Annotated in this window: 27 protein-coding genes; 17 read left to right on the top strand and 10 right to left on the bottom strand. The window is 62.1% G+C overall.

Features of this window, described 5'->3' with window-relative positions; all coding sequences use genetic code 11:
• Positions 1–279 precede the first annotated feature (279 nt).
• Complete coding sequence (locus CIT26_RS09890; RefSeq protein WP_095492415.1) at positions 280–681, bottom strand: GFA family protein; 402 nt, start codon at positions 679–681, stop codon at positions 280–282.
• Positions 682–857: 176 nt separating this feature from the next.
• On the opposite strand from CIT26_RS09890, the gene CIT26_RS09885 reads away from it, so the two are divergent.
• The 4 genes from CIT26_RS09885 to CIT26_RS09870 all read left to right on the top strand — a co-directional run bounded on the left by CIT26_RS09885 (position 858) and on the right by CIT26_RS09870 (position 3,846).
• Entirely contained in the window at positions 858–1,652 is a 795-nt protein-coding gene (locus tag CIT26_RS09885) for a TlyA family RNA methyltransferase (RefSeq protein ID WP_095492414.1), read from the top strand.
• Complete coding sequence (locus CIT26_RS09880; RefSeq protein ID WP_095492413.1) at positions 1,649–2,890, top strand: class I SAM-dependent RNA methyltransferase; 1,242 nt, start codon at positions 1,649–1,651, stop codon at positions 2,888–2,890. Before CIT26_RS09885 ends, CIT26_RS09880 begins: the two co-directional genes overlap by 4 nt.
• Before the next feature lie 85 nt (positions 2,891–2,975).
• The gene (locus CIT26_RS09875) at positions 2,976–3,347 is read left to right on the top strand and encodes an antitoxin Xre/MbcA/ParS toxin-binding domain-containing protein (RefSeq protein WP_095492412.1); all 372 of its coding nucleotides are present in this window, start codon (positions 2,976–2,978) and stop codon (positions 3,345–3,347) included.
• Positions 3,340–3,846: an RES family NAD+ phosphorylase gene (locus tag CIT26_RS09870; RefSeq protein WP_095492411.1), complete on the top strand. Its 507-nt coding sequence runs from the start codon at positions 3,340–3,342 to the stop codon at positions 3,844–3,846. Before CIT26_RS09875 ends, CIT26_RS09870 begins: the two co-directional genes overlap by 8 nt.
• On the opposite strand, the gene CIT26_RS09865 is transcribed toward CIT26_RS09870, so the two are convergent.
• The 4 genes from CIT26_RS09865 to CIT26_RS09850 all read right to left on the bottom strand — a co-directional run bounded on the left by CIT26_RS09865 (position 3,835) and on the right by CIT26_RS09850 (position 6,736).
• A complete protein-coding gene (locus tag CIT26_RS09865) occupies positions 3,835–4,116 on the bottom strand; it encodes an AbrB/MazE/SpoVT family DNA-binding domain-containing protein (protein ID WP_095492410.1) in 282 nt (93 codons plus the stop codon). The genes CIT26_RS09870 and CIT26_RS09865 overlap by 12 nt on opposite strands.
• A gap of 46 nt (positions 4,117–4,162) precedes the next feature.
• A complete protein-coding gene (gene tldD, locus CIT26_RS09860) occupies positions 4,163–5,575 on the bottom strand; it encodes a metalloprotease TldD (RefSeq protein ID WP_095492409.1) in 1,413 nt (470 codons plus the stop codon).
• An 83-nt stretch (positions 5,576–5,658) separates the two neighbouring features.
• Positions 5,659–6,150 carry a GNAT family N-acetyltransferase gene (locus tag CIT26_RS09855; protein WP_095492408.1) on the bottom strand — a complete coding sequence of 164 codons (492 nt, stop codon included), beginning with the start codon at positions 6,148–6,150 and terminating at the stop codon, positions 5,659–5,661.
• A 10-nt stretch (positions 6,151–6,160) separates the two neighbouring features.
• Complete coding sequence (locus CIT26_RS09850; RefSeq protein ID WP_095492407.1) at positions 6,161–6,736, bottom strand: invasion associated locus B family protein; 576 nt, start codon at positions 6,734–6,736, stop codon at positions 6,161–6,163.
• 375 nt (positions 6,737–7,111) lie between these two features.
• On the opposite strand from CIT26_RS09850, the gene coxB reads away from it, so the two are divergent.
• From coxB to CIT26_RS09790, 12 genes are all read left to right on the top strand, one after another.
• Positions 7,112–7,996 carry a cytochrome c oxidase subunit II gene (gene coxB, locus CIT26_RS09845; RefSeq protein WP_095492406.1) on the top strand — a complete coding sequence of 295 codons (885 nt, stop codon included), beginning with the start codon at positions 7,112–7,114 and terminating at the stop codon, positions 7,994–7,996.
• Between the two features lie 37 nt (positions 7,997–8,033).
• A complete protein-coding gene (gene ctaD, locus CIT26_RS09840; protein ID WP_095492405.1) occupies positions 8,034–9,683 on the top strand; it encodes a cytochrome c oxidase subunit I in 1,650 nt (549 codons plus the stop codon).
• A 76-nt stretch (positions 9,684–9,759) separates the two neighbouring features.
• Positions 9,760–10,704 carry a heme o synthase gene (locus CIT26_RS09835; protein WP_095492404.1) on the top strand — a complete coding sequence of 315 codons (945 nt, stop codon included), beginning with the start codon at positions 9,760–9,762 and terminating at the stop codon, positions 10,702–10,704.
• A 2-nt stretch (positions 10,705–10,706) separates the two neighbouring features.
• On the top strand, positions 10,707–10,868 hold the full coding sequence (locus CIT26_RS09830; protein WP_095492403.1) for a hypothetical protein: 162 nt from the start codon (positions 10,707–10,709) through the stop codon (positions 10,866–10,868).
• 8 nt (positions 10,869–10,876) lie between these two features.
• Positions 10,877–11,518 (top strand): cytochrome c oxidase assembly protein, encoded by a 642-nt coding sequence (locus CIT26_RS09825; protein WP_095492402.1) that lies wholly within the window; start codon positions 10,877–10,879, stop codon positions 11,516–11,518.
• A gap of 1 nt (position 11,519) precedes the next feature.
• Positions 11,520–12,401: a cytochrome c oxidase subunit 3 gene (locus CIT26_RS09820; RefSeq protein ID WP_095492401.1), complete on the top strand. Its 882-nt coding sequence runs from the start codon at positions 11,520–11,522 to the stop codon at positions 12,399–12,401.
• Between the two features lie 82 nt (positions 12,402–12,483).
• Entirely contained in the window at positions 12,484–12,870 is a 387-nt protein-coding gene (locus tag CIT26_RS09815; protein ID WP_095492400.1) for a DUF983 domain-containing protein, read from the top strand.
• The gene (locus CIT26_RS09810) at positions 12,867–13,622 is read left to right on the top strand and encodes an SURF1 family protein (protein WP_167391350.1); all 756 of its coding nucleotides are present in this window, start codon (positions 12,867–12,869) and stop codon (positions 13,620–13,622) included. Before CIT26_RS09815 ends, CIT26_RS09810 begins: the two co-directional genes overlap by 4 nt.
• Positions 13,623–13,719: 97 nt before the next feature.
• Positions 13,720–14,730 (top strand): 4-hydroxy-3-methylbut-2-enyl diphosphate reductase, encoded by a 1,011-nt coding sequence (gene ispH / locus CIT26_RS09805; protein WP_095492399.1) that lies wholly within the window; start codon positions 13,720–13,722, stop codon positions 14,728–14,730.
• Positions 14,731–14,735: 5 nt separating this feature from the next.
• The gene (locus tag CIT26_RS09800) at positions 14,736–15,698 is read left to right on the top strand and encodes a homoserine kinase (RefSeq protein WP_095492398.1); all 963 of its coding nucleotides are present in this window, start codon (positions 14,736–14,738) and stop codon (positions 15,696–15,698) included.
• Positions 15,695–16,222 (top strand): ribonuclease HI, encoded by a 528-nt coding sequence (rnhA, locus tag CIT26_RS09795; protein ID WP_095492397.1) that lies wholly within the window; start codon positions 15,695–15,697, stop codon positions 16,220–16,222. Before CIT26_RS09800 ends, rnhA begins: the two co-directional genes overlap by 4 nt.
• 42 nt (positions 16,223–16,264) lie before the next feature.
• A complete protein-coding gene (locus tag CIT26_RS09790; protein ID WP_095492396.1) occupies positions 16,265–16,858 on the top strand; it encodes a histidine phosphatase family protein in 594 nt (197 codons plus the stop codon).
• 5 nt (positions 16,859–16,863) lie between these two features.
• On the opposite strand, the gene CIT26_RS09785 is transcribed toward CIT26_RS09790, so the two are convergent.
• The 3 genes from CIT26_RS09785 to CIT26_RS09775 form a co-directional block, all read right to left on the bottom strand.
• Complete coding sequence (locus CIT26_RS09785; protein ID WP_095492417.1) at positions 16,864–17,343, bottom strand: DUF2938 domain-containing protein; 480 nt, start codon at positions 17,341–17,343, stop codon at positions 16,864–16,866.
• A 164-nt stretch (positions 17,344–17,507) separates the two neighbouring features.
• On the bottom strand, positions 17,508–17,990 hold the full coding sequence (locus tag CIT26_RS09780) for a peroxiredoxin (protein WP_095492395.1): 483 nt from the start codon (positions 17,988–17,990) through the stop codon (positions 17,508–17,510).
• Positions 17,991–18,111: 121 nt separating this feature from the next.
• Positions 18,112–18,918 carry a protein-disulfide reductase DsbD domain-containing protein gene (locus CIT26_RS09775; protein ID WP_095492394.1) on the bottom strand — a complete coding sequence of 269 codons (807 nt, stop codon included), beginning with the start codon at positions 18,916–18,918 and terminating at the stop codon, positions 18,112–18,114.
• Between the two features lie 282 nt (positions 18,919–19,200).
• Here CIT26_RS09775 and CIT26_RS09770 point away from each other — a divergent pair, with 282 nt between their 5' ends.
• A complete protein-coding gene (locus tag CIT26_RS09770; protein ID WP_023799312.1) occupies positions 19,201–19,809 on the top strand; it encodes a YqgE/AlgH family protein in 609 nt (202 codons plus the stop codon).
• A 25-nt stretch (positions 19,810–19,834) separates the two neighbouring features.
• Here the strand turns inward: CIT26_RS09770 and CIT26_RS09765 are convergent, their stop codons facing one another.
• Together CIT26_RS09765 and CIT26_RS09760 are read right to left on the bottom strand one after the other, a co-directional pair.
• A complete protein-coding gene (locus CIT26_RS09765) occupies positions 19,835–20,860 on the bottom strand; it encodes a transglycosylase SLT domain-containing protein (RefSeq protein WP_095492393.1) in 1,026 nt (341 codons plus the stop codon).
• 299 nt (positions 20,861–21,159) lie between these two features.
• Complete coding sequence (locus CIT26_RS09760) at positions 21,160–21,969, bottom strand: class I SAM-dependent methyltransferase (RefSeq protein WP_095492392.1); 810 nt, start codon at positions 21,967–21,969, stop codon at positions 21,160–21,162.
• Between the last annotated feature and the right edge of the window lie 45 nt (positions 21,970–22,014).

The raw sequence follows: 22,014 nt of genomic DNA, 5'->3' as shown, positions 1-22,014 counted from the left end.
TCGCTACAGCGCTATCGAGGGCGCGCTCGCGAGCGGCTTCGCTACCGCCGAGCTACACCACCTGTAGGGACGCGACCAAGGGCGGCTCTGGAGACTCGCCGGGAAGGTCGCCTTATGGCGCGACGGAGCCGGTCGGCGCATGGGCTCGGATTATACCGCGATGGAGCGCTCTACGTCTCGATCGGGTCATAGGCGTGAATTCGGCCGGTCGCGAACGAACCACCGCCAAGGGGTCATCTTCCGCCCTTCCGCACCGGTGCTGAGTGTCAGATTTTTCCACTAGAACCACATATCGCGCACGCAGTGACCATCGCGCGGCAGGTCCTCGAACGTATGGAGACCATCGAAATGGTCGATTGGCAGGTCGGCGACGGTGTCAGGCGGCGCAAGCCTCACATTGACGGCGATCCGAGTGCGACCGGCGGCACTGGCGCGCAAACCACGCCAGGCCAGCACACAGGCGCATGTCGGACAGAACAGAATCTCGAGCGACGGGTCATCCTTTCCGGAGCGCGTATAAGCATTTGTCGGTCCCGCAAGACGGATGCGTTCGTCAACATGATCGTAAGCCCACAGCGCGCCATAGCGGCGGCAAAGCGTGCAATTGCAGGCTGTGATCGAGCCGGGATCGCCCTCCAACGTCCAGTGGGCCGCGCCACAATGGCAGGTTCCGGTCAGCATCCGTCCTCCTCACGTTCTGGCAGAAACACGAGCATATCGTTCCCAACATTGTGCCGGACCTGGTGCGACATTCCAACAAGTTGTGGCGCGGCCTGATGCGCTCGCCGCTTTCGCAAGATGTTCGTTGTCTTCCCCAATATCCTTGCCTTCGTGACAGGCTTTCGCCATGAAGGCCGATGAACTCCCCTTTGCCAGCCAGCACACGCCAGCGGCTCGACGAACTTCTCGTCGCGCGCGGCCTGTTTTCCAGCCGCTCTCGCGCCCGCGACGCGATCGAGCGCGGTACCGTGACGGTTGACGGCGTCATCGCCCGCAAGCCCGGCCAGACCGTCCTGGCTGATTGCCTCATAGCCGTCGATGATCCGGCGCAAGGTTACGTGTCGCGTGCTGCGCTGAAGCTGATCGCCGGGCTCGATCATTTCGGTCTCGATCCAGCCGGCAGCGAAGCGCTCGACGTCGGCGCCTCGACCGGAGGCTTCACTCAGGTCTTGCTCGAACGCGGCGCGGCACATGTCACGGCGATCGATGTCGGGCATGGCCAGATACATCCGGATATCGCTGGCGATCCGCGTGTGACGGTGATCGAGGGATTGAACGCCCGTGATCTTTCCGCCGCCGATCTTGCCGATCGCACTCCGGATTTTATCGTCTCCGATGTCAGCTTCATCTCGCTGAAACTGGCGCTGCCGCCGGCGCTCGCCATTGCCAGGAGCGGCGCCAGAGCAATATTTCTGGTCAAGCCGCAATTCGAGGCGGGTCGCGAGGCGATCGGCAAGGGCGGCTTGCTGAAAGACCCATACGATGCCGCGCGGGTTGCCGGCCTGCTGCAGGATTGGCTCGACGGCGTCCCGGGCTGGCGCTCGCTGGGACTGCATCTGTCACCGATCGAAGGCGGCGACGGCAACCGCGAGTTCCTGCTCGCCGGGATCAAAGACGCCGGAGTCGAGAACAGGGGGATCGGAGGTCGATGAACGCGCGCTTCACGATCACAAGGCTGGGCTCCCAGGCCGACGGCGTCGCCGAGACCGAAACCGGCGAGCTTTTCATTCCGTTCACGCTGCCCGGTGAAACCGTCACCGCCGCGCGCGAAAAGGACCGTGCCACGCTGATGTCGGTGCTGGAGGCTTCGCCGCTTCGCATCGACCCTGCCTGTCGGCATTTCACCGAATGCGGCGGCTGTGCCATCCAGCATCTTGAGGCTGAAGCTTATCATCGATGGAAGCGCGACAAGGTTGCGCATGCGCTCAACAGCAAGGGTATCACTTGCGACATTGACGCGCTGGTGCCGTGCGCGCCACAGACGCGTCGGCGCGTCGTGTTCACCGCCCGACGGAGCGAGGCCGGCATGCTGCTCGGATTCGTTCGGGCGCTGTCGTCCGAAATCATTTCCATCGAGGAATGCCCGATCTCGCTGCCCGAAATCGTCGCAAAGCTCGACCGTCTGACAGCACTCGCCGAATTGGTTTGCGCAACGACGAAATCGTTCCGCATGACGGTCACGGCGACCGGTTCCGGCCTTGATGTCGCGGTTCACGAGTCCGGCAAGCTTGGCGAAAACCAGCGCCGCGTCGCCTCCAATTTTGTCATCGCTCAGGGGCTGGCAAGGCTTTCGATCGATGGCGAGATCATAATCGAGCCCAAAAAGCCGGTTGTCATGTTCGGCGACATCGCCGTCGCGGTGCCGCCGGGCGCCTTCCTGCAGGCCACCGAAGCCGCCGAGCAGGCGATGGCCGACATTGTCGGCCGGCACCTCGCGCGCGCCAAGAAGGTCGCCGATCTCTTCGCCGGCTGCGGCAGCTTTGCGCTACGTCTCGCCGCCAAGTCGGAAGTCCATGCGGTGGAGGGTGACGCGGCAGCGCTTTCGGCGCTCGACCGGGCGTTCCGTTTCGCCAGCGGTCTGAAGCGGGTAACCAGCGAACGCCGCGACCTGTTTCGGCGGCCGCTCACATTTAAGGAGTTGAATGCCTTCGATGGCATTGTGTTCGATCCGCCCCGCGCCGGCGCCGAGGACCAGTCGAAGCAGATTGCCCGTTCCGACGTGCCGCTGGTCGCCGCGGTTTCCTGCAATCCGGTGACGCTGGCGCGGGACCTGCGCATCCTGATCGACGGCGGCTACGCCCTGAAAAGCGTAACGCCAATCGACCAGTTCCTGTGGTCGCCGCATGTCGAGGCCGTCGCGCTATTGGAGAAGCCGAGGAGAAGGCGGTAAGAGGTATCCATTTGTTGAGCTTGAATTTCGCGTAAAATGAGCATACTTTGATCGTATTCTGTTCAAAATGTGCTAGGAACCTGTTATGAATACCGCAGCCCTCGACATTCGAGCATCGCGCTTTGGCGAGGAACGGACGCCATTTCTTTCGGCAAGACGGGTGGCTGAACTGCTGGGCGTCAATCTGACCGAACTGGCGGGCCTGATCGGCGTCGCGCGCAACACGCTTGCCGCCAAGACCGGCGCGCGCAAGGTCGACGCCGCATTGAGTCCGATTGTCCGTATCCTGGCGATGGCAGGCGAGATGGCCGGCGATGAACAGCGTGCGGCGATCTGGTTCAAGCATCAGCCAATCCCCGGCTGGGCGGGAAAGACCGCCTACGATCTCGTTCGAGAGGGCAAAACGGACAAGGTGCTTGCCTATCTGGAGGCAGTCCGCTCCGGCATCTATGCCTGAAAGCAGACTGAGCCTATGGCGTGCCTTCGTGCCGCGTTGGGCGCATCTGCCGCTTTCCGGCGAAGGAGCGGCCCGCTTTGGCGGTCGCTGGAATCCGGTGGGCACCCCGGCGATCTATGCCGCGCGGGAATTGTCCACTGCTTGGGCGGAGTACAATCAGGGCTTTGTCCAGCATCCGGCACTGATTGCGCAGCTCGAACTTTCAGGCGCGCGGCTGGCCGATCTGACGGACGCTGATGTGCTGGCCAAGCTCGGCGTGACGGCAGACATTCACCGATGTGAATGGCGCGACATCATGGATCAAGGCCTGGTGCCTGAGACACATACGCTGAGAGATCGCCTGATTGGCGATGGGCAGCACGGTGTGATCTACCCGTCCTTCATGTCGCCGGGCGGCACATGCGTCGCACTCTGGCGATGGAACGAGAGCAACGCACCCCGTCTGAAGGTCATCGATCCCGACCATCGCTTGCCGAAAACGCCGGCTTCATGGCTTTAGGGTTGTTAGAACCGGCCGCGCCGCCGCGAGCACACCAGCGTCCATTTCTTTCAGCGTCTTCGGCTTGCCGCTATGAGGCAGCGACGCAAATACGTCCTCGGACCGCGTTGCGGCAAAGGCCGGCGCAGACCTCAGCAGGACGCCTTCCGGAGTGTCCTCGACCAGAAGGCGTGTGCCGGCCCCCCATTGCCTCCGTTTGCGGATCGCGCTGGGCAGGGTGACCTGCCCCTTGGTCGAGACAGTGGTTACGAGCCTTTCCGGGTTAGCCATAGCGGCGCATCCACTGAATGTAAGACAAAACCAGCAGCAGCTTCTATCAAACCCTTGTGCCACCGACCGTCATCTGGTTCATCCTGAGATGCGGCTGGCCGACGCCGACTGGCACGCCCTGGCCGGCCTTGCCGCACATGCCGATGCCGGTGTCGAGCTTCATGTCGTTGCCGATCATCGAAACCCGATGCATGGCATCCGGCCCATTGCCGATCAGCATGGCGCCCTTGATCGGCTGCGTCACCTTGCCGTCCTCGATCATGTAGGCCTCCGTGCAGCCGAACACGAATTTTCCCGATGTGATGTCGACTTGGCCGCCGCCGAAGGAGACGGCATAGATGCCGTTCTTGACCGAGGCGATGATTTCGTCCGGCTCCATGTCGCCTGAAGTCATGTAGGTGTTGGTCATACGCGGCATCGGCTGGTGCGCATAGCCTTCGCGCCGTCCGTTGCCGGTCGCGTTCATGCCCATCAGCCGGGCGTTCTGGCGGTCTTGCATGTAGCCGACAAGCTTGCCGTCATCGATCAGCACGTTGCGGGCCGACGGCGTGCCTTCGTCATCGACAGTTAGCGAGCCACGCCTCTCGGCCATGGTGCCGTCGTCGACGACGGTGACGCCCTTAGCGGCCACCTGCTGGCCCATCAGCCCGGCGAAGGCCGATGTCTTCTTACGGTTGAAGTCGCCTTCCAGCCCGTGGCCGACGGCCTCGTGCAGCATGACGCCCGGCCAGCCGCTGGACAGCACGATGTCGAAGGTGCCGGCCGGGGCCGGGATGGCCTCGAGGTTGACCAGCGCTTGCCGCAGCGCTTCCTTGGCTGCGTGCTTCCAGCTCTCCTCGACCAGGAATTCGCCAAAGCCTTTGCGCCCGCCCATGCCGTAGGAGCCGCTCTCCTGGCGGTCGCCACTGCCGACCACCACCGACACGTTGATCCTGACCAGCGGGCGGATATCGCGCACCATCTGGCCGTCGGCACGCACGATCTCGACATGCTGCCAGGAGGCGGCGAGTGACGCCGTCACCTGACGCACGCGCGGATCCTCGGCTCGCAGCCAGGCATCGATTTCCTGAAGGAGCTTGGCCTTGGCCTCGAAGGAGGGCGAGGGGATCGGGTTCTCGTCGCCATAGAGATGGCGGTTGGTGCGGGCGGGAGCCGCGGCAAGCGTGCCGGAATAGCCGCTCTTGACCGTCGAGACGGCGCCGGCCGCGCGCAGCAGCGATGCTTCGGAAAGATCGCTGGAATGCGCGTAGCCACTCGCTTCGCCGGCGACGGCGCGCAGGCCAAAGCCTTGGTCTGTGTTGAAATTGGCGGTCTTCAGCCGGCCATTGTCGAACATCAGCGCTTCGCTCTCGCTGTATTCGAGGAACAACTCGCCGTCGTCGGCGCCGTTGATGGTCTCGGCGACAATCTGCTTGATGCGATCGTCGGAAATGTCGAATTGGCCGATGAGGCTGTTCATGGCGCAGGCCCTTCAATAAGCAATTTACTGCATGTAGGCGCCAGGGCGCCGTTCGGCAATCTTCACGATGGAACGCTGCGATCCTAAGTCAAACGGCGTGCCATCACGATTTCGTCGATCTCCCGGCCTTCATGAAGAAAGCCGGCAGGTATGCAGCCTATTTCGTGAAAACCTTCTCGTTGATAAAACCGGATGGCCGATAAATTTTCGGCGCTTACAGCCAACTCGACCTGACTTATGCCCAATGCTCGGGCGTGATCGAGCAGCAGATTGAGCATCCCGACGGCGTATCCGCCGCCTCGCTCGCTGTCGCGCAAATAGACCATGATGACGGTCGCCCGGTGCGCCATCTTGCTGGCCGGCTGCCGCTTCAGGCCCATTATACCGACAGGCTCCTCGCCGCGAAAGCTGACGACGACCGGGTTGTTCGTCAGGCGCCGCCGCCATTCCTCGTCGGGGAGATTCTCCCATTCCGCCGCGCTGCTGGCGAAGGCCTCGGGTGCAGCGCGCAAAGCCTCCAGGCGAATTCGCTTGAAGATCTCGAACTCGTCCGGATCGAGCAGTTTCAAGGTCAAACGTGTAGTCTCAAGGCAGCGCGGCGAAACCGTCGGCGAAACCCTTGAGCTCGACCGGAATGCCGATGCCTTCCTCCGGCGTCTGGAAGACGATGAAGGTGGCCGACGTTCCGGTTTTCAGCGTGTCGAGCAGCGGCTTTTCGAGAATGACCTCGGCATAGCAGCCGTCCTGGAAGCAGCGCACGAAATAGGCCCGGCCGATGTCCTTGCCGTCGACATTGAGACCGAGTCCGTTGGGCAGCAGCACTCCGAGCGGCGCCAGCACGCGCAGGATTTCGGCCTTGTTGTCGGCGGTGCGCAGCACGACGACGGAAAGCCCCATCTCGGGACGGTCCTCGGCGACGACGTTCTGCATCATCACGCATTGTTCTGATGTGGCGCCGGCCGGAGTGTCGCAGATGATCGACCATGCGCCATGCGTCGATCGCACCTTGCCGCTTGGCTGCGCGGCATTGGCCTGGCCGATGCCAGACAGGCCAACGCCAGACACGGCAGCAAGAAGGATGACCTTCGCCAAGCTTCTCGAAAGCCCCAATCGCGAAACCCGAAGTCTCGAAAGCCCAAGTCCCCAAAGCCAAGAGTTCATGACGGCTCCATTGCGAATCACGGCACTTTAAGCCGCGCCAAGGGCAAGTAAAGGATGAGACCACTGCCGGCCTGCCTCGACCAAGGCAATTGTGCGCTTTTCCGTGCCAAATTCGCCCGAATTGCGACCGCCCGGCGCATTTTGCCTGGACACTCCGCCGCTCGGACTTTCGCGAGTCCGCCACCGCCGCGGCCGCCGCCACAAGGCGCAGCCGCGCTTGCGCGCAAAAATGCCGCACGGTTTCCCCCGCTCCTTTCTTGCAGAGGCAAATAGAGTATGGTTTGAACCAGCCTCGGGACTGTCCGGGATTCCCGTCCCGGCGTTGTTCGATATTCTTGCGGTCCGATCGCGAGGAACTGGGAGATAATGACGGCAATGAGAAAATTCCTAGCAGGCGCCAAATTCCTTACAAGCGCTTGGGCTGCCGCCACACTGTTCACCGGCGCGTCCGCCCATGCGGCCCAGCCTGCGCCGTGGGAGGTGAGCTTCCAGCCCGCCGCCACCGACATGATGCGGCAGATCGCCTGGTTCGAGCACTATACGCTGTGGTTCATCGTGCCGATCACCCTCTTCGTGCTCTTTCTCATCGCCTATTGCATCCTGAAGTTTCGCGCGAGCGTCAACCCGATCCCGTCGCGCACCAGCCATAACACGCTGATCGAGGTGATCTGGACGGTTGGGCCGGTCGTCGTCCTGCTCATGCTCGCCATCCCCTCGTTCCAGCTCTTGACCGCGCAATACACACCGCCGGAGGAAGCCAAGTTGACCGTCAAGGCGACGGGAAACCAGTGGAACTGGGACTACGAATACCAGACCGAAAACACGCTTTCCTTCAACTCAGCGATCCTGGCGGATTCTGACCGCGCGGCGGCCGGTAAGGAGGACCGCGGCGCTTATCCGCGCCTGCTCGCCGTCGACAACGAGATGGTGGTGCCGGTCAACACCATGACCCGGGTGCTGGTGACGGCGGCGGACGTGATCCACGCCTTTGCCATGCCGTCCTTCGGCATCAAGACCGACGCGGTTCCGGGCCGCATCAACGAGGTCTGGTTCAAGGCGGAAAAGGAAGGCCTCTATTACGGCCAGTGTTCGGAGCTCTGCGGCAAGGACCACGCCTTCATGCCGATCGCGATCCGCGTCGTCTCCGACGCCCAGTACAAGACCTGGCTGGCGGCAGCCGGCACCGACCTTTCCGGCGCCAACAAGGCGCTGATGGCCGAGGTCGACGGCAAAGACAAGGTAGCGGCCGCCGGCAACTGATGCCGCGACCAGAAAAGATCAGGGAACGGAGCCGAACATGGCAGACGCTGCAGCTCACGACCACGACCACAAGCCGTATCATGGCTGGGTCCGGTGGGTGTATTCGACCAACCACAAGGATATCGGTACGCTCTATCTGATCTTCGCGATCATGGCGGGCTGCGTCGGCGGTGCCCTTTCGGTCGTCATGCGCATGGAACTGCAGGAGCCGGGGATCCAGATTTTCACCGGCCTGGCGCAGATGGTCTACGGCTTGAACGCCGACGCCGCGCTCGACGGCGGCAAGAGCATGTACAACGCCTTCACCACCGCGCATGCGCTGATCATGATCTTTTTCATGGTCATGCCGGCGCTGATCGGCGGCTTCGCCAACTGGATGGTGCCGATCATGATCGGCGCGCCCGACATGGCTTTCCCGCGCATGAACAACGTCTCGTTCTGGTTGCTGCCACCGGCTTTCATCCTGCTGATCATCTCGGCCTTCATGCCGAGCGCGCCTGGCGCCTACGGCGTCGGCGGCGGCTGGACGATCTATCCGCCGCTATCGACATCGGGCCAGCCGGGACCGGCGATGGATCTTGCGATCCTGTCGCTGCACATCGCCGGCGCGTCGTCGATCCTCGGCGCCATCAATTTCATCACCACCATCTTCAACATGCGCGCGCCTGGCATGACGCTGCACAAGATGCCGCTGTTCGCCTGGTCGGTGCTGATCACCGCTTTCCTGCTGCTGTTGTCGCTTCCGGTTCTGGCCGGCGGCATCACCATGCTTTTGACCGATCGCAACTTCGGCACGACCTTCTTCGCGCCGGACGGCGGCGGCGACCCGATCCTGTTCCAGCACCTGTTCTGGTTCTTCGGGCACCCGGAAGTCTACATCCTGATCCTGCCGGGCTTCGGCATCGTCAGCCACATCGTCTCGACCTTCTCGAGGAAGCCCATCTTCGGCTATCTCGGCATGGCCTATGCCATGGTCGCAATCGGTGCGGTCGGCTTCATCGTCTGGGCGCACCACATGTACACGACCGGCCTGTCGCTCGACACGCAGCGCTATTTCGTCTTCGCCACGATGGTTATCGCCGTGCCGACGGGCGTGAAGATATTCTCGTGGATCGCCACCATGTGGGGCGGGTCGATTTCGCTCAAGACCCCGATGCTGTGGGCGATTGGCTTCATCTTCCTATTCACCGTCGGCGGCGTTACCGGCGTCCAGCTTGCCAATGCCGGTCTCGACCGTCCGCTGCACGACACCTATTACGTGGTCGCGCATTTCCACTATGTGCTGTCGCTGGGCGCGGTCTTTGCCATCTTCGCCGGCTGGTACTACTGGTTCCCGAAGATGACCGGCTACATGTATTCGCCTGTTATCGCCAACACCCACTTCTGGGTCACCTTCGTCGGCGTCAACCTCGTATTCTTCCCGCAGCATTTCCTCGGCCTCTCCGGCATGCCGCGCCGCTACATCGACTATCCGGATGCGTTTGCCGGCTGGAACATGGTGTCGTCCTACGGCTCGTATATTTCGGCCGTCGGCGTGGTCATCTTCCTCTATGGCGTGTTCGAGGCCTTCCAGAAGAAGCGGGTGGCCGGCGCCAATCCATGGGGCGAGGGTGCGACGACGCTTGAATGGCAGCTGTCTTCGCCGCCGCCCTTCCACCAGTGGGAGCAGCTGCCGAAGATCAAATAGGCTTCTGCCTGGGCGAATACGGAACCGCCGGTTCGCCGGCGGTTTTGGCCAACGGAATGATGGACTTTAAGTACGCATGGCCCTTGTCGACGACACTTTGACTGACGAACCGGGCTTTCGCGTGTCGGAAGCGACGGCGGGCGATTTCTTCGCCCTGCTGAAGCCGCGCGTCATGTCGCTGGTGGTGTTCACCGCCTTTGTCGGCCTGGTCGCAGCACCCGTGACCATCAATCCGCTTCTGGCGGTGATCGCGATCCTGGCCATTGCGATCGGGGCTGGGGCGTCCGGCGCGCTCAACATGTGGTATGACGCCGATATCGATGCGGTGATGACCAGGACCGCCAGCCGTCCGGTGCCGGCCGGCCGCGTCCGGCCCGGTGAGGCGCTGAGTTTCGGCCTGGTGCTGTCGGTGCTGTCGGTGATGACGCTCGGCGTGCTGGTCAACTGGCTGTCGGCGACGCTGCTGGCCTTCACCATCTTCTTCTATGCCGTCGTCTACACGATGTGGCTGAAGCGCTGGACGCCGCAGAACATTGTCATCGGCGGTGCTGCCGGCGCCATTCCGCCGGTGATCGGCTGGGCCGCGGTGACCGGAACGGTCAGCCTGGAAAGCGTCGTCCTGTTCCTGATCATCTTCCTGTGGACGCCGCCGCATTTCTGGGCGCTCGCCCTCTTCAAGTCCGAGGACTATGCCAGGGCCGGCATCCCGATGATGCCGAATGTCGCCGGCCAGGCTTCGACCCGACGCCAGATCTTTGCCTACGCGCTGATCCTTGCACCGGTTGGCGTGCTGCCATGGGCGCTCGGTTTCACCACGCCCGCCTATGGCGTCCTTGCGGTGCTGCTTGGTGCCGGCTTCGTCTGGTACGCGTGGAAGGTGCTGCAGATGGCGGACGACGACCATGTGATGAAGCCGGCCAAGACATTGTTCGGCTACTCGCTGCTTTACCTCTTTGCCATTTTCGCCGTCTATCTTGCCGATTGCGTTGTCGGGCGCGTGCTGGCCATGGGTGGAGCATGACCATGGCCGACAAGAAGCTTGAACTCATCACGCTGACGGAGCGCCAGCAGAAGGCCCGGCGCAACCGCTCGGTAGCCATTGGCCTGGCGCTGGCGGTGCTTGTCGTCATCTTCTATATCGCGACCGTCGTGAAGTTCGGTCACAACCTCACCGGAACGATGTGAGGCTCAAGATGAACCGCCAAACAGTGACCCATCCTCAAAAGAAGAACACCAACCGCGTTGTCGCCGGCGTCTGCATCGCCTTTTTCGGCGGCATGATCGGGATGGCCTATGCCGCGGTGCCGCTCTACGCGATGTTCTGCCAGGCGACCGGTTACGGCGGCACTGTGAAACGCGCAACGCAGCAATATGCTGACCGCGTGCTCGACCGCGATATCACCATCCGTTTCGACGCCAACACGGCCGGCGTGCCCTGGCAGTTCGAGCCGGTCGCCCGCTCCGTCACCATCAAGATAGGCGAGACCGCGCAGGCGCATTATAGCGCGACCAACAAGTTCGTCCGCGCCACCACCGGCCGCGCCACCTTCAACGTGCAGCCGGAACTGGCGGGATCTTACTTCAACAAGGTCGAGTGTTTCTGCTTTACCGACACGACGTTGAAGCCTGGAGAGACGCTGGACATGCCGGTCGTGTTCTATGTAGATCCCGACATCGTCAATGCGCCGGAACTGAAGGACCTGAAGACGATTACCCTGTCCTACACGATGTTCCCTGTCGAGAAGAACGAGAACAACAAGCCGGTGGCGTCGTCAGTGCCGGCCGAAGGCACAAGCAACAAAGTTTCACATACCGAACGAAGCCTCGGGGGTTGATATGGCAGACGCGCACGCAAAACCACAACATGACTACCATCTCGTCGACCCAAGCCCGTGGCCTTTCCTCGGCTCGGTCGGCGCGCTGGTCACCGCGATCGGCGGCGTCTGTTACATGCAGTATCTCAAGGGCGGCGATTTCCCCATTTTCGGCTTCAACATCGCCAATCCGTGGCTGTTCTTCATCGGCCTCTTGATCGTCATCTACACTATGTACGCCTGGTGGTCGGACACCATCAAGGAAGCGCATGAAGGCCACCACACGCGTGTCGTGTCGCTGCATCTGCGCTACGGCATGATCATGTTCATCGCTTCCGAGGTGATGTTCTTCGTCGCTTGGTTTTGGGCTTTCTTCGACGCCAGCCTGTTTCCCGGCGAGGCACAGCAATACGCCCGCGCCGCCTTCACCGGCGGTGTCTGGCCGCCGAAGGGCCTCGAGGTCCTCGATCCCTTCCACCTGCCGCTCTACAACACCGTCATCCTGCTTCTGTCGGGCACTACGGTGACCTGGGCGCACCACGCGCTCCTTCATGGCGACCGCAAGGGGCTGATCAACGGCCTGGTGCTGACCGTCGGTCTCGGCATGCTGTTCACCATGGTGCAGGCTCACGAGTACATGCACGCGCCGTTCGGCTTCAGGGATTCGATCTACGGCGCCACCTTCTTCATGGCGACCGGCTTCCATGGCTTCCACGTCATCATCGGCACCATCTTCCTGTTGGTCTGTCTGGTCCGCGCGATGAAGGGCGATTTCACGCCTAAGCATCATTTCGGCTTCGAGGCGGCCGCCTGGTACTGGCACTTCGTCGACGTGGTCTGGCTGTTCCTGTTCGCGTCGATCTATGTCTGGGCCTCGAGCGGCGCGGTGATCGAAGGTCACTGAAAATCTTCTTGGGGAATCGAATGGGCGGCTGCGGCGACGTGGCCGCCTTATCTTTTGGGGCGAACGGCACTAAGATATCGCAATGAGCGACGACAAGGCGATCTGGCCACCAATCGATCCGATTTCGGCCGGCCTGCACGGCCGCTGCCCGCGCTGCGGCGAGGGACAGCTGTTTTCCGGCTTCCTCACCGTCGGCAAACGCTGCGCCAATTGCGGCCTCGACTATTCCTACGCCGATGCCGGCGACGGGCCGGCGGTGTTCGTCATTCTGATCATCGGATTCATCGTCGTCGGGCTGGCGCTGTGGATGGAGGTGACGCTGAATCCGCCGCTCTGGCTGCATTTCCTGCTGTGGATACCGCTGACGCTGGTGCTTTGCCTGGGCGCGCTCAGGCTGATCAAGGGTGTGCTCCTGACGCTGCAATACCGCAACAAGGCGGCAGAGGGCAGGCTGGACCTCGGCGAATGAGCACGACATCCGGTTCGATCACAGGCCGTTCGCGGCCGAAGACGGCATTGCTGCTTGGCCTCTGCCTCGTGCTGTTCCTCATCCTTCTGGCGCTCGGCACCTGGCAGGTCCAGCGCCTGTACTGGAAAGAGGGTCTTCTCCAGACGATCGGCCAGCGCACGCATTCCGCACCTGTGCCGTTGGCCGAGGTCGAAAAGCGGTTCGCCGCAACCGGCGATATCGATTACACGCCGGTGACGGCATCAGGCACTTTGCTGCATCAAGGCGAGCGACATTTCTTCGCGACCTGGGAGGGCCAGTCCGGTTTCGATGTCTTCACGCCCTTGCATCTGGAGGATGGCCGCTTCGTCCTGATCAATCGCGGCTTCGTGCCCTACGATCTCAAGGACGCGGCCAAGCGCCCGCAAAGCCAGGGTGCGGGCCAGGTGACGGTGACGGGGCTCGCCCGCAACCCGCTGCCGGCGAAACCCTCGATGATGCTTCCCGACAATGATCCGCAGAAGAATATCTTCTACTGGAAGGATCACGATGCGATGGCGGCGAGCGCCGGTCTGCCGGCCGGCACGGGGCTGGTGCCATTCTTCATCGACGCCGACGCCACGCCGAACCCGGGTGGGCTGCCGGTCGGCGGAGTGACCGTCATCGACCTGCCGAACAGCCATCTGCAATACGCCGTAACCTGGTACGGCCTTGCCGCTGCCCTTGCCGGCGTCCTCATCTTCAGGCTGCGCCGTCCGGCGAAAGAAGAATGATCGGCACCGGCGCCCTTGACAGGGCAGGGGTGCGCACCTCATTTCGCGCTTTGAGTTCAAGACTTGAGCTCACGTTACGACAACCGGCCGGGAAATCATGCTTCACACGACCACAAAGCCACCGCTGACGATAAGGCTCTGCCAGCCGCGGGGCTTCTGCGCTGGCGTCGATCGCGCCATCCAGATCGTTGTGCTGGCGCTGAAGAAATACGGCGCGCCGGTCTATGTCCGCCACGAGATCGTACACAATCGCTACGTCGTCGAGGGGTTGCAAAGCCTCGGTGCGGTGTTCATCGAGGAGCTCTCCGAGATACCGGCGAAACACCGCCAGAGCCCGGTCGTCTTTTCGGCGCATGGCGTGCCGAAGTCGGTGCCGGCTGACGCCCAGGCGCGCAACCTCTTCTATCTCGACGCCACCTGCCCGCTGGTGTCGAAGGTCCACAAGCAGGCGATGCGCCATCAGCGGCTCGGCCGTCATGTGCTTCTGATCGGCCATGCCGGCCACCCGGAAGTGATCGGCACGATGGGGCAGTTGCCGGATGGCGCCGTCACCTTGATCGAGACCGAAGCCGACGCGGCGAATTTGGTGCCCGCCGACCAGCAGGCGCTCGGTTTCGTCACCCAGACGACGCTGTCGGTCGAGGACACCGCCGGCATCATCCGGGTGCTTAAGGATCGTTTTCCCGATTTGCATGCGGCGGCAGCGGAATCAATCTGCTACGCCACCACCAACCGTCAGGAAGCGGTCAAGGAGACCGCCGCGGGCTCCGATCTCTTCCTGATCGTCGGCGCCCCCAACTCGTCCAATTCGCGGCGTCTTGTCGAAGTGGCCGAACGCGCCGGCGCCTCTATGTCGCTTCTCGTACAGCGCGCCTCCGAAATTCCGTGGACTGACATTGCCGACATCTCGACGCTCGGTCTGTCGGCAGGCGCGTCGGCGCCGGAAATCATCGTCGACGAGATCGTCGATGCGTTCCGGCAGCGCTTCGACGTGACGATCGAGCTGGCGGTGACGGCGACGGAAACGGAAGATTTTCCGGTGATGCGGGTCCTGCGCGACGTCGAACTGACGGCGGCCGACATGGCCTTCGTCAACGGGGCCGCGTAGAGTCCATGGCGGTCTACACCGACGTCAACGAAGGTGAGCTCGGTGCGTTCCTGGAGGCCTATCCGGTCGGCGATCTCCTGTCCTACAAGGGCATCGCCGAAGGCACCGAGAACTCGAATTTCCTGCTGCACACGACCAGCGGCTCCTACATCCTGACGCTCTACGAAAAGCGCGTCGACAAGGCCGACCTGCCGTTCTTCCTCGGCCTCATGGGTCACCTTGCCAGGAAGGGCATTTCCTGCCCGCTTCCGGTGACGGCGCATGATGGCGACGTCATCGGAACGCTTGCCGGCCGGCCGGCGGTCATCATCACTTTCCTCGAAGGCCTTTCGCTGCGGCGGCCGACATCAGCGCATTGCGGCGAGGTAGGCAAGGCGCTGGCGGCACTGCATCTTGCCGGCGCCGACTTTCCGATGACCCGTCCGAATGCTCTTGCCATTGATGGCTGGCGCAAGCTGTGGAGCGCCGCTCGCTCTCGCGCCGACGAGGTCGAGCCGGGACTGGCGGCCGAGGTCGATGCCGACTTCGCCGATTTCGAGCGGAACTGGCCCAAAGACCTGCCGGAAGGCATCATCCACGCCGATCTTTTCCCCGACAATGTCTTCTTCCTCGGCGAAAAACTGTCCGGGCTGATCGACTTCTATTTCGCCTGCAACGATCTCTACGCCTATGATGTCGCGACCTGCCTCAACGCCTGGTGCTTCGAGAAGGATTTTTCCTTCAACCTGACCAAGGGCACGGCGCTGCTTGCCGGCTACCAAAGCGTGCGGCCCTTGAGCGGCGAGGAGAAAGCTGCGCTGCCGATACTGGCGCGCGGCTCGGCGCTGCGCTTCATGCTGACCCGGCTTTACGACTGGCTGACCGTTGCCAACGGCGGGCTGGTCATAAAACGCGACCCGACCGAATATATCAGGCGGATGCGTTTCCACCGGGCGATCAAATCTCCTTCCGAGTATGGACTGACATGACCAAGCGCGTTGAAATCTTCACCGATGGTGCCTGTTCGGGCAATCCGGGGCCTGGCGGCTGGGGGGCGGTCCTGCGTTTCAACGGCGCCACGAAAGAACTGTCGGGCGGCGAGGCTGCTACCACCAACAACCGCATGGAACTTTTGGCCGCCATCTCGGCGCTCAATGCGCTGAAAGAACCCTGCGCCGTCGATCTTTATACCGACAGCAACTACGTCAAGGACGGTATTTTCAGCTGGATCGACGGCTGGAAGCGCAACGGCTGGAAGACCGCCGCCAGACAACCGGTGAAGAATGCCGAACTGTGGCAGGCCCTCGACGAGGCGCGCAACCGTCATCAGGTGATCTGGCATTGGGTCAAGGGCCACGCCGGCCATCCGGAGAACGAGCGTGCCGACGAGCTGGCGCGGCTCGGCATGGCGCCGTTCAAGAAAGGCCCCGTCAAGACCGCGACGCCGAAGCCAGGCCCGCAGTCGAAGCAGCCGGCGGTCGCAAAGCCACGGCGCTCGACCCAGAGTTATTGAATTCCGGCTGCGGGTCCGCTCTCTGGCAGGAAGACCTCTATCATGCCGATCGCATACTACATCACGCATCCCCAGGTTCGGATCGATGCCAATGTTCCAGTGCCAGAGTGGGGGCTATCCGACATCGGGCGAGCGAGAACGTCTGCAATGCTCGATCAGCCGTGGGTTCGGTCGATCCGGCGTATCGTGTCATCGGGTGAACGCAAGGCGATAGAAACCGCCGAGATACTCGGAAGGCATCTCCGCCTTGAGGTCGAGGTGAGGGAACGGATGCATGAGAATGACCGATCGGCAACCGGTTTCCTACCGCCTGCGGAGTTCGAAGCGGTCGCGGACCAATTCTTCGCCAATCCATACAGCAGCATTCGCGGATGGGAGCGGGCTATCGATGCTCAGCATCGTATTCTGAGCGAGGTAGACGCTGTGCTCGGCACAGATGACGCCGCCGACGTTGCTTTCGTGGGCCACGGAGGTGTCGGAACGCTTCTGCTGCTTTCTCTCGGCCGGCGGGAGATCAGCCGTGAGGCGGATCAGCCAGCGGGCGGCGGGAACTATTTCGCGTACGATATCCGCGCGCGTCGCGTTGTCCACGGATGGCGGCCGATCGACAGGCTGGCGCAGCACCGCGACGATTAATTTGGCTAACGGATCAGCAGCGCCGTGCCGAAAAGCCCGAGCGCGAACACCGTATGTGAGACGAGATTGAGGGCGCGGATCTGCATGGGGTTGGGGCGCTTTGATGCGGCCCAGCCAGCGCCCATGCCGGGCGCCAGCAGGAACCAGCCGGCGCCCACGGTGACGATGCCGAGGATGAAGGCCGGCGGGAAGGTCGGCGCGGCCAGCCACGCCGCTCCCGCCAAAACGACCAGAATGATGCCGTAGACGATGCCGACAAAATAGTGGAAGGCCCAGCCCAGCGCCGATTCATGCGCGTAGGGTGCTGCCTCGCCGATGTCGTCGTGGAAGACCTTGCCGCGCCTTAGATGCCAGACCCAGCGACCGATCAGTCCCCAGTTCGGCCGCGGCTGAGCAAACACGGTGTTCAGGAAAATCGCCCAGAGGTCCATGAGCGCCGTGGCGCCGATGCCGATCGCCACAGCGCGCCAGAAGATGTCAAACATCATTGAGGTCCCCCAAAGCAAGCAGTCCCTAATGCATGTCGCCCAAAAGCATGCCCTCGGGCCCGACCGGGCTTGACCCGAGGGTGCGCAGCGGTTTGGGATAACGACATGCATAAAAACAAAGACTTAAAAGCGCGACGCGCTTTTAGAGCCCAAGCCGAAATCTAAAGCTGTCCGAGAATATGAGCCGCCCCGGATTCGTCGACGCCGGGCTTTGTCTCGACATTGAGCGCGGTGACCTTGCCGTCGTCGACGATCATCGAAAACCGCTTCGAGCGCAGCCCCATGCCGCCGCTGGAAAGATCGGCGTCAAGGCCGATCGACTTGACGAAATCGCCATTGCCGTCGGCAAGATAAAGGAGCTTGCCTTCACCGCCGCTGAAGCGGGCCCAGGCGCCCATCACATGAACATCGTTGACGGCGACGACGGCGATGGTGTCGACGCCGCGCGCCAGGATGGCGTCGTAATTATCCAGATAGCCGGGCAGATGATTGTTGGAGCAGGTCGGCGTGAAAGCGCCGGGAACGGCGAACAGCACCACCTTCTTTCCCGAGAAAATCTCGGCCGTCGTGATCGCTTTTGCGCCGTCGGCAGTCATCGTCTTGAAGGTCGCATCGGGCAGTTTATCGCCAACGGCAATCGTCATCATGGTCCTCACTTGAGAGATGGAATGGAAGTGTTCTTGCGATAGCGAACTCAGGTGTTTCCCGCAACATCGGGGAGCCGGGAACAAAAGGATGTTCGACCTGAACATCCTTTGCTCGGGATCAAGGGAACGGCAGCAGGCCTTCGACCGCGCCGGCCGCAGTTGTCAGCGTGTAGTAAAGTCCGCCATCCGTCGGCGTCGTCGTCGGCCTGTCGAGGATAGGCACGGTAAACACCAGCTTGCCTTCCTTTTCGCTGCGGGCCGGCACGCCGAACATGTAATCCCGCTCACCGGCGACGAAGAAATCCGCTGCTTCGGGATTGCCCGGAAAGCTCGCCTCGACAATCAGTGTCTCGCGGTCGCCCGGCAGGATATTGATGCCGAAATCGGGTCTTGCGGGAGCAGGCAGCGTTGCAAGGGCCGCCTTCACCAACGCGGCATCTTCGACATTGTCCGGATCGGAGCCCGGATCGATGGTCAGCTTGGTCTGCACCGGGATGCAGATCGTCTCGCAAATGCCGAGAAAGATATCGGCATCGATGACGGCCGGCTCGTTCGGCGCCGACAGCGTGAAGGTCACCGGCAGCGAAACCGGATGGTCATAGCCGGCCCATTTGCCGTAGCCGTCGTCGTGGCGCTGGGGCGGCGGAAACGAAAACGTCGCGTTGGCAATGTTGGTGCTGGCCGAGATATCGATTTGCGGCGGCACGCCCGCGTCGCCCGGATCGCGCCAGTAGGTTTTCCAGCCAGGCTTGAGCGCAATATCGAGGACGCCATGGATGCGCCCGGCTTCGTCGGGCTTGCCGCTGGTCACAAGCCGCACTTTGCCGCCTTCGCTATTGTACCAGATCGACGAGGAGGCTGCGGCAGGGAGGCCGGCTCCACATCCAATAGCGGCGCTGAGCAGCAGGACTTTCAAGCTTTGCATGGCAGTGATTTGAGCGTCCGTTCATGGCTGCGCAATGACTTCATGGCGTCGCTGTTATCATATTTGCGTGACCTCGGGCACAGCTTTGCGTGACCTCGGGCACAGCTTTGCGTGACCTCGGGCACAGCTTTGCGTGACCTGGGGCACAGCTTTTGCGTGACCTCGGGCACAGCTTTGCGTGACCTCGGGCACAGCTTTTGCGTGACCTTAGATGCACATCTGCGACCAAATCGCGCGCGGCGCATCTTTTCGGCGCTTCAGAAACGCGTTACGCTCCTCTTCATGGACTTGTTGCGCCACAAGAAGATGGCTGCGGGACGCGGCTTTCTCGATGACCAGTTCCTGATTGCCATGCCCGGCATGAAGGACGACCGCTTTACGCGCTCCGTCATCTACATTTGTGCGCACAGCGACGAAGGCGCGATGGGCCTGGTCATCAACCAGACGCAGCAGATGCTGTTTCCGGATCTGCTCGTGCAGCTCGGCATCATGAACGAACAGGAGGCGATCCGCTTGCCCGCCCAGGCCCGCGACTTCGTCGTGCGCAACGGCGGACCGGTGGACCGCAGCCGCGGCTTCGTCCTGCATTCGGGCGACTACCGGGTGGAATCGTCGCTGGCCGTCTCCGACGACATTTGCCTGACCGCGACCGTCGACATATTGCGCGCCATATCGTCGGGCCGTGGGCCCCGGCACGCGCTGATGGCGCTCGGCTATTCGGGCTGGGGCGCCGGTCAGCTGGAAAGCGAAATCGCCGAGAACGGTTGGCTGACCTGCCCGGCAAATGCGGAGCTTCTGTTCGATACCGACATCGAGCGCAAATACGACCGGATTCTCGCTTCGATCGGCATCGATCTCGCGCATCTCAGCCTGGCGGCCGGGCACGCCTAGTGGTGAAAACCCGATACCTGGCTGGTTACCGTCGCATTGACATCGCCAGCCGTTTGCCCAAATCGTAGACGAGATTCTCGATACCGGCTGTCCAGGACAGGTCAGCCTGTTTCACGCGGGTTTCGACATCGCTGTATTTGCCGATGCGGGCTTCTAGGAAGGAGCGCATGCGCTGGTGAAACTGGCCGACGGTGAGCTGTTTTCCCTGGGCCCTGAACATCGCGGTATTGAACCGCGCCGCCTTGGGGAAGATTTTGCTGGCCGTGGCATTGGGCGTCTCGTCGGCGTTCGACAGAAGGTTTGCTGCGCCGTTGGTGCCAAGGAAATGGGGGAGGTAAAGATCCCTTTCGTCCATTGCCTTCTCGAGACGGGCTTCGATGCGTTCCTTGGCCGCGAGAAGGTTCTTGGCCGCAAGTGCTGCCGACAGATAGGGATCGCGCCTGAATTCAAGGATGCGCTCTTCTTCGGCCTTGTCGTCGACGAAATGGTGTTCGCGCTTGCCGTCGAGGCGGGTCCGGATCAGTTCCGCTTCGTCGCCCAGGCCGAACTCTGCACCGTAGTTCTTCACGGCCTCGAGCCATGTCTGGTCGAGGAACTGCATAAGACCAAGTGCCGACCCTTTAGGCGGGCGGTTGTTGATGTCGAAGGAGGACTCCTTCTCGGCGATCGCGAAAAGGGTGTCGGCAGGAAATTGGGTGTCCTTGGCGGCGCGCAGAATCTCGCTGGCAATGTACTGCGACACCTTGTATTCGCCGAACTCGTGCACCGACATGCCGACGACGATCTGTTCCGCGCCTTTGGAAAGGATGGAGACGGTGCCCTTCAATGCATCGGCCAGTGTGCCTTCTCCCTCGCGTCGGGAGGTCGATATGGTGCCCGGATCGATGATGTCGAACGCGGGCGCGGCCGAGGGGAAACTCAGAGCGGAGGACGGAACAGCAGTGGCAACCGCGGCTCCGGTCACTCCGTTGGCCAAGACTCCCGAATAGACCGGCCATGGCATGGCTGCCACTGTCGCCGCCAGGCCAAGCCCCGCGATCCTTTTCGACAAAGGCCGTCCGCCCGAAAGGATAACGCCTCCGCAAGCAAAGAATTCAAATGTTCTTTGGAGTGACGCCAGGTCCCCCTCCGTTCCTTGTCTAGCCGCCCAGATACTTTGGGGCAGATCTATTTCCAACGTTGAGCCGTCAACGTCGAAAAAGACAAGAAGAACGGTCAGTGCTTCATCTAGCTAGTCATGGATAATGGCGGCACAATGGCCGCAATGCGGCGAGACAATTCGTAATGTACAATAAGATGATTTTTATCGAGCGTTGCGTAGGCGATGCGTTGCTTGTGAAGAGAGATCATTTAGCCCTTGGCCGTCGCCAGATTGGTGCTGAGCTCGAAGGCCAGTCCCGACCCAATGGTGTATGGCTGCAGCACGGGCGCACTCTCGCTCACGATCGCCTCCACGACGCGCTTGCGTTCCTGATCACCCATTTCCTTGGCTAAGGAACTCATCCCGACCAGCGCCACCGTATTCAAATGCAGGAAAGGTGCGCCTTCCCCGAAGTGGATGGTGCGCGAAATAATCCTTGATCGGACCTCGTGGAAGCCGGCGTCTCGCAGCAGCGCCTCAAGTGGAGCCGCTTCCCCGAAGCTGTACCGTCGATCGGCGATGGCGCCCAGATGGCGCTCTGCGACGCGGCGCAGTTTGCGAAAGAACGGGATTTCGTCGTCCGGACGCCACGTGGCGATTGCCAGCCTACCACCCTTCGCCAGCGCGCGACGCATCTGCACCGCCGCCGCGGGTCTGTCAGGAAAGAACTGCAGTCCTTGCTGGCAGACGACCACGTCGAACGTCTCACCGTTACGCAGAGGCAGCTCGCCGGCATTGCCCTGGCGCCAGTCAATGGCTGGTTCTACAGCCCGCGCCACGGCAAGCATGTCCGGGCTGATGTCGACGCCGACGATATATCCGGCTTCACCGAGCCGCTCTCTTGCAACGCGCGCCACTATTCCTGTTCCGCAAGCGATATCGAGTAGGCGATCGCCCGAAGACAATTCCAGCTCGTCAAGAGCCATCTTGGCCCATGGACGGAAGAGAGGGCCGACGAGCCACCGCTCGTACATCTCCGGGAAACTTGCCTGGTTCATTGCGTAGCTGGGCAGGGTCATGATTGTCCTCCCTCAAATTTCTCTCCGGCCATTGTGAGCCTTCTC

Origin of the sequence: Mesorhizobium temperatum (assembly GCF_002284575.1) — a bacterium.
GTDB classification, from domain to species: Bacteria; Pseudomonadota; Alphaproteobacteria; order Rhizobiales; family Rhizobiaceae; genus Mesorhizobium; species Mesorhizobium temperatum.
The sequence above is the reverse complement of the archived record's forward strand: the minus strand, read 5'-3'. Positions and strand labels throughout refer to the sequence as shown.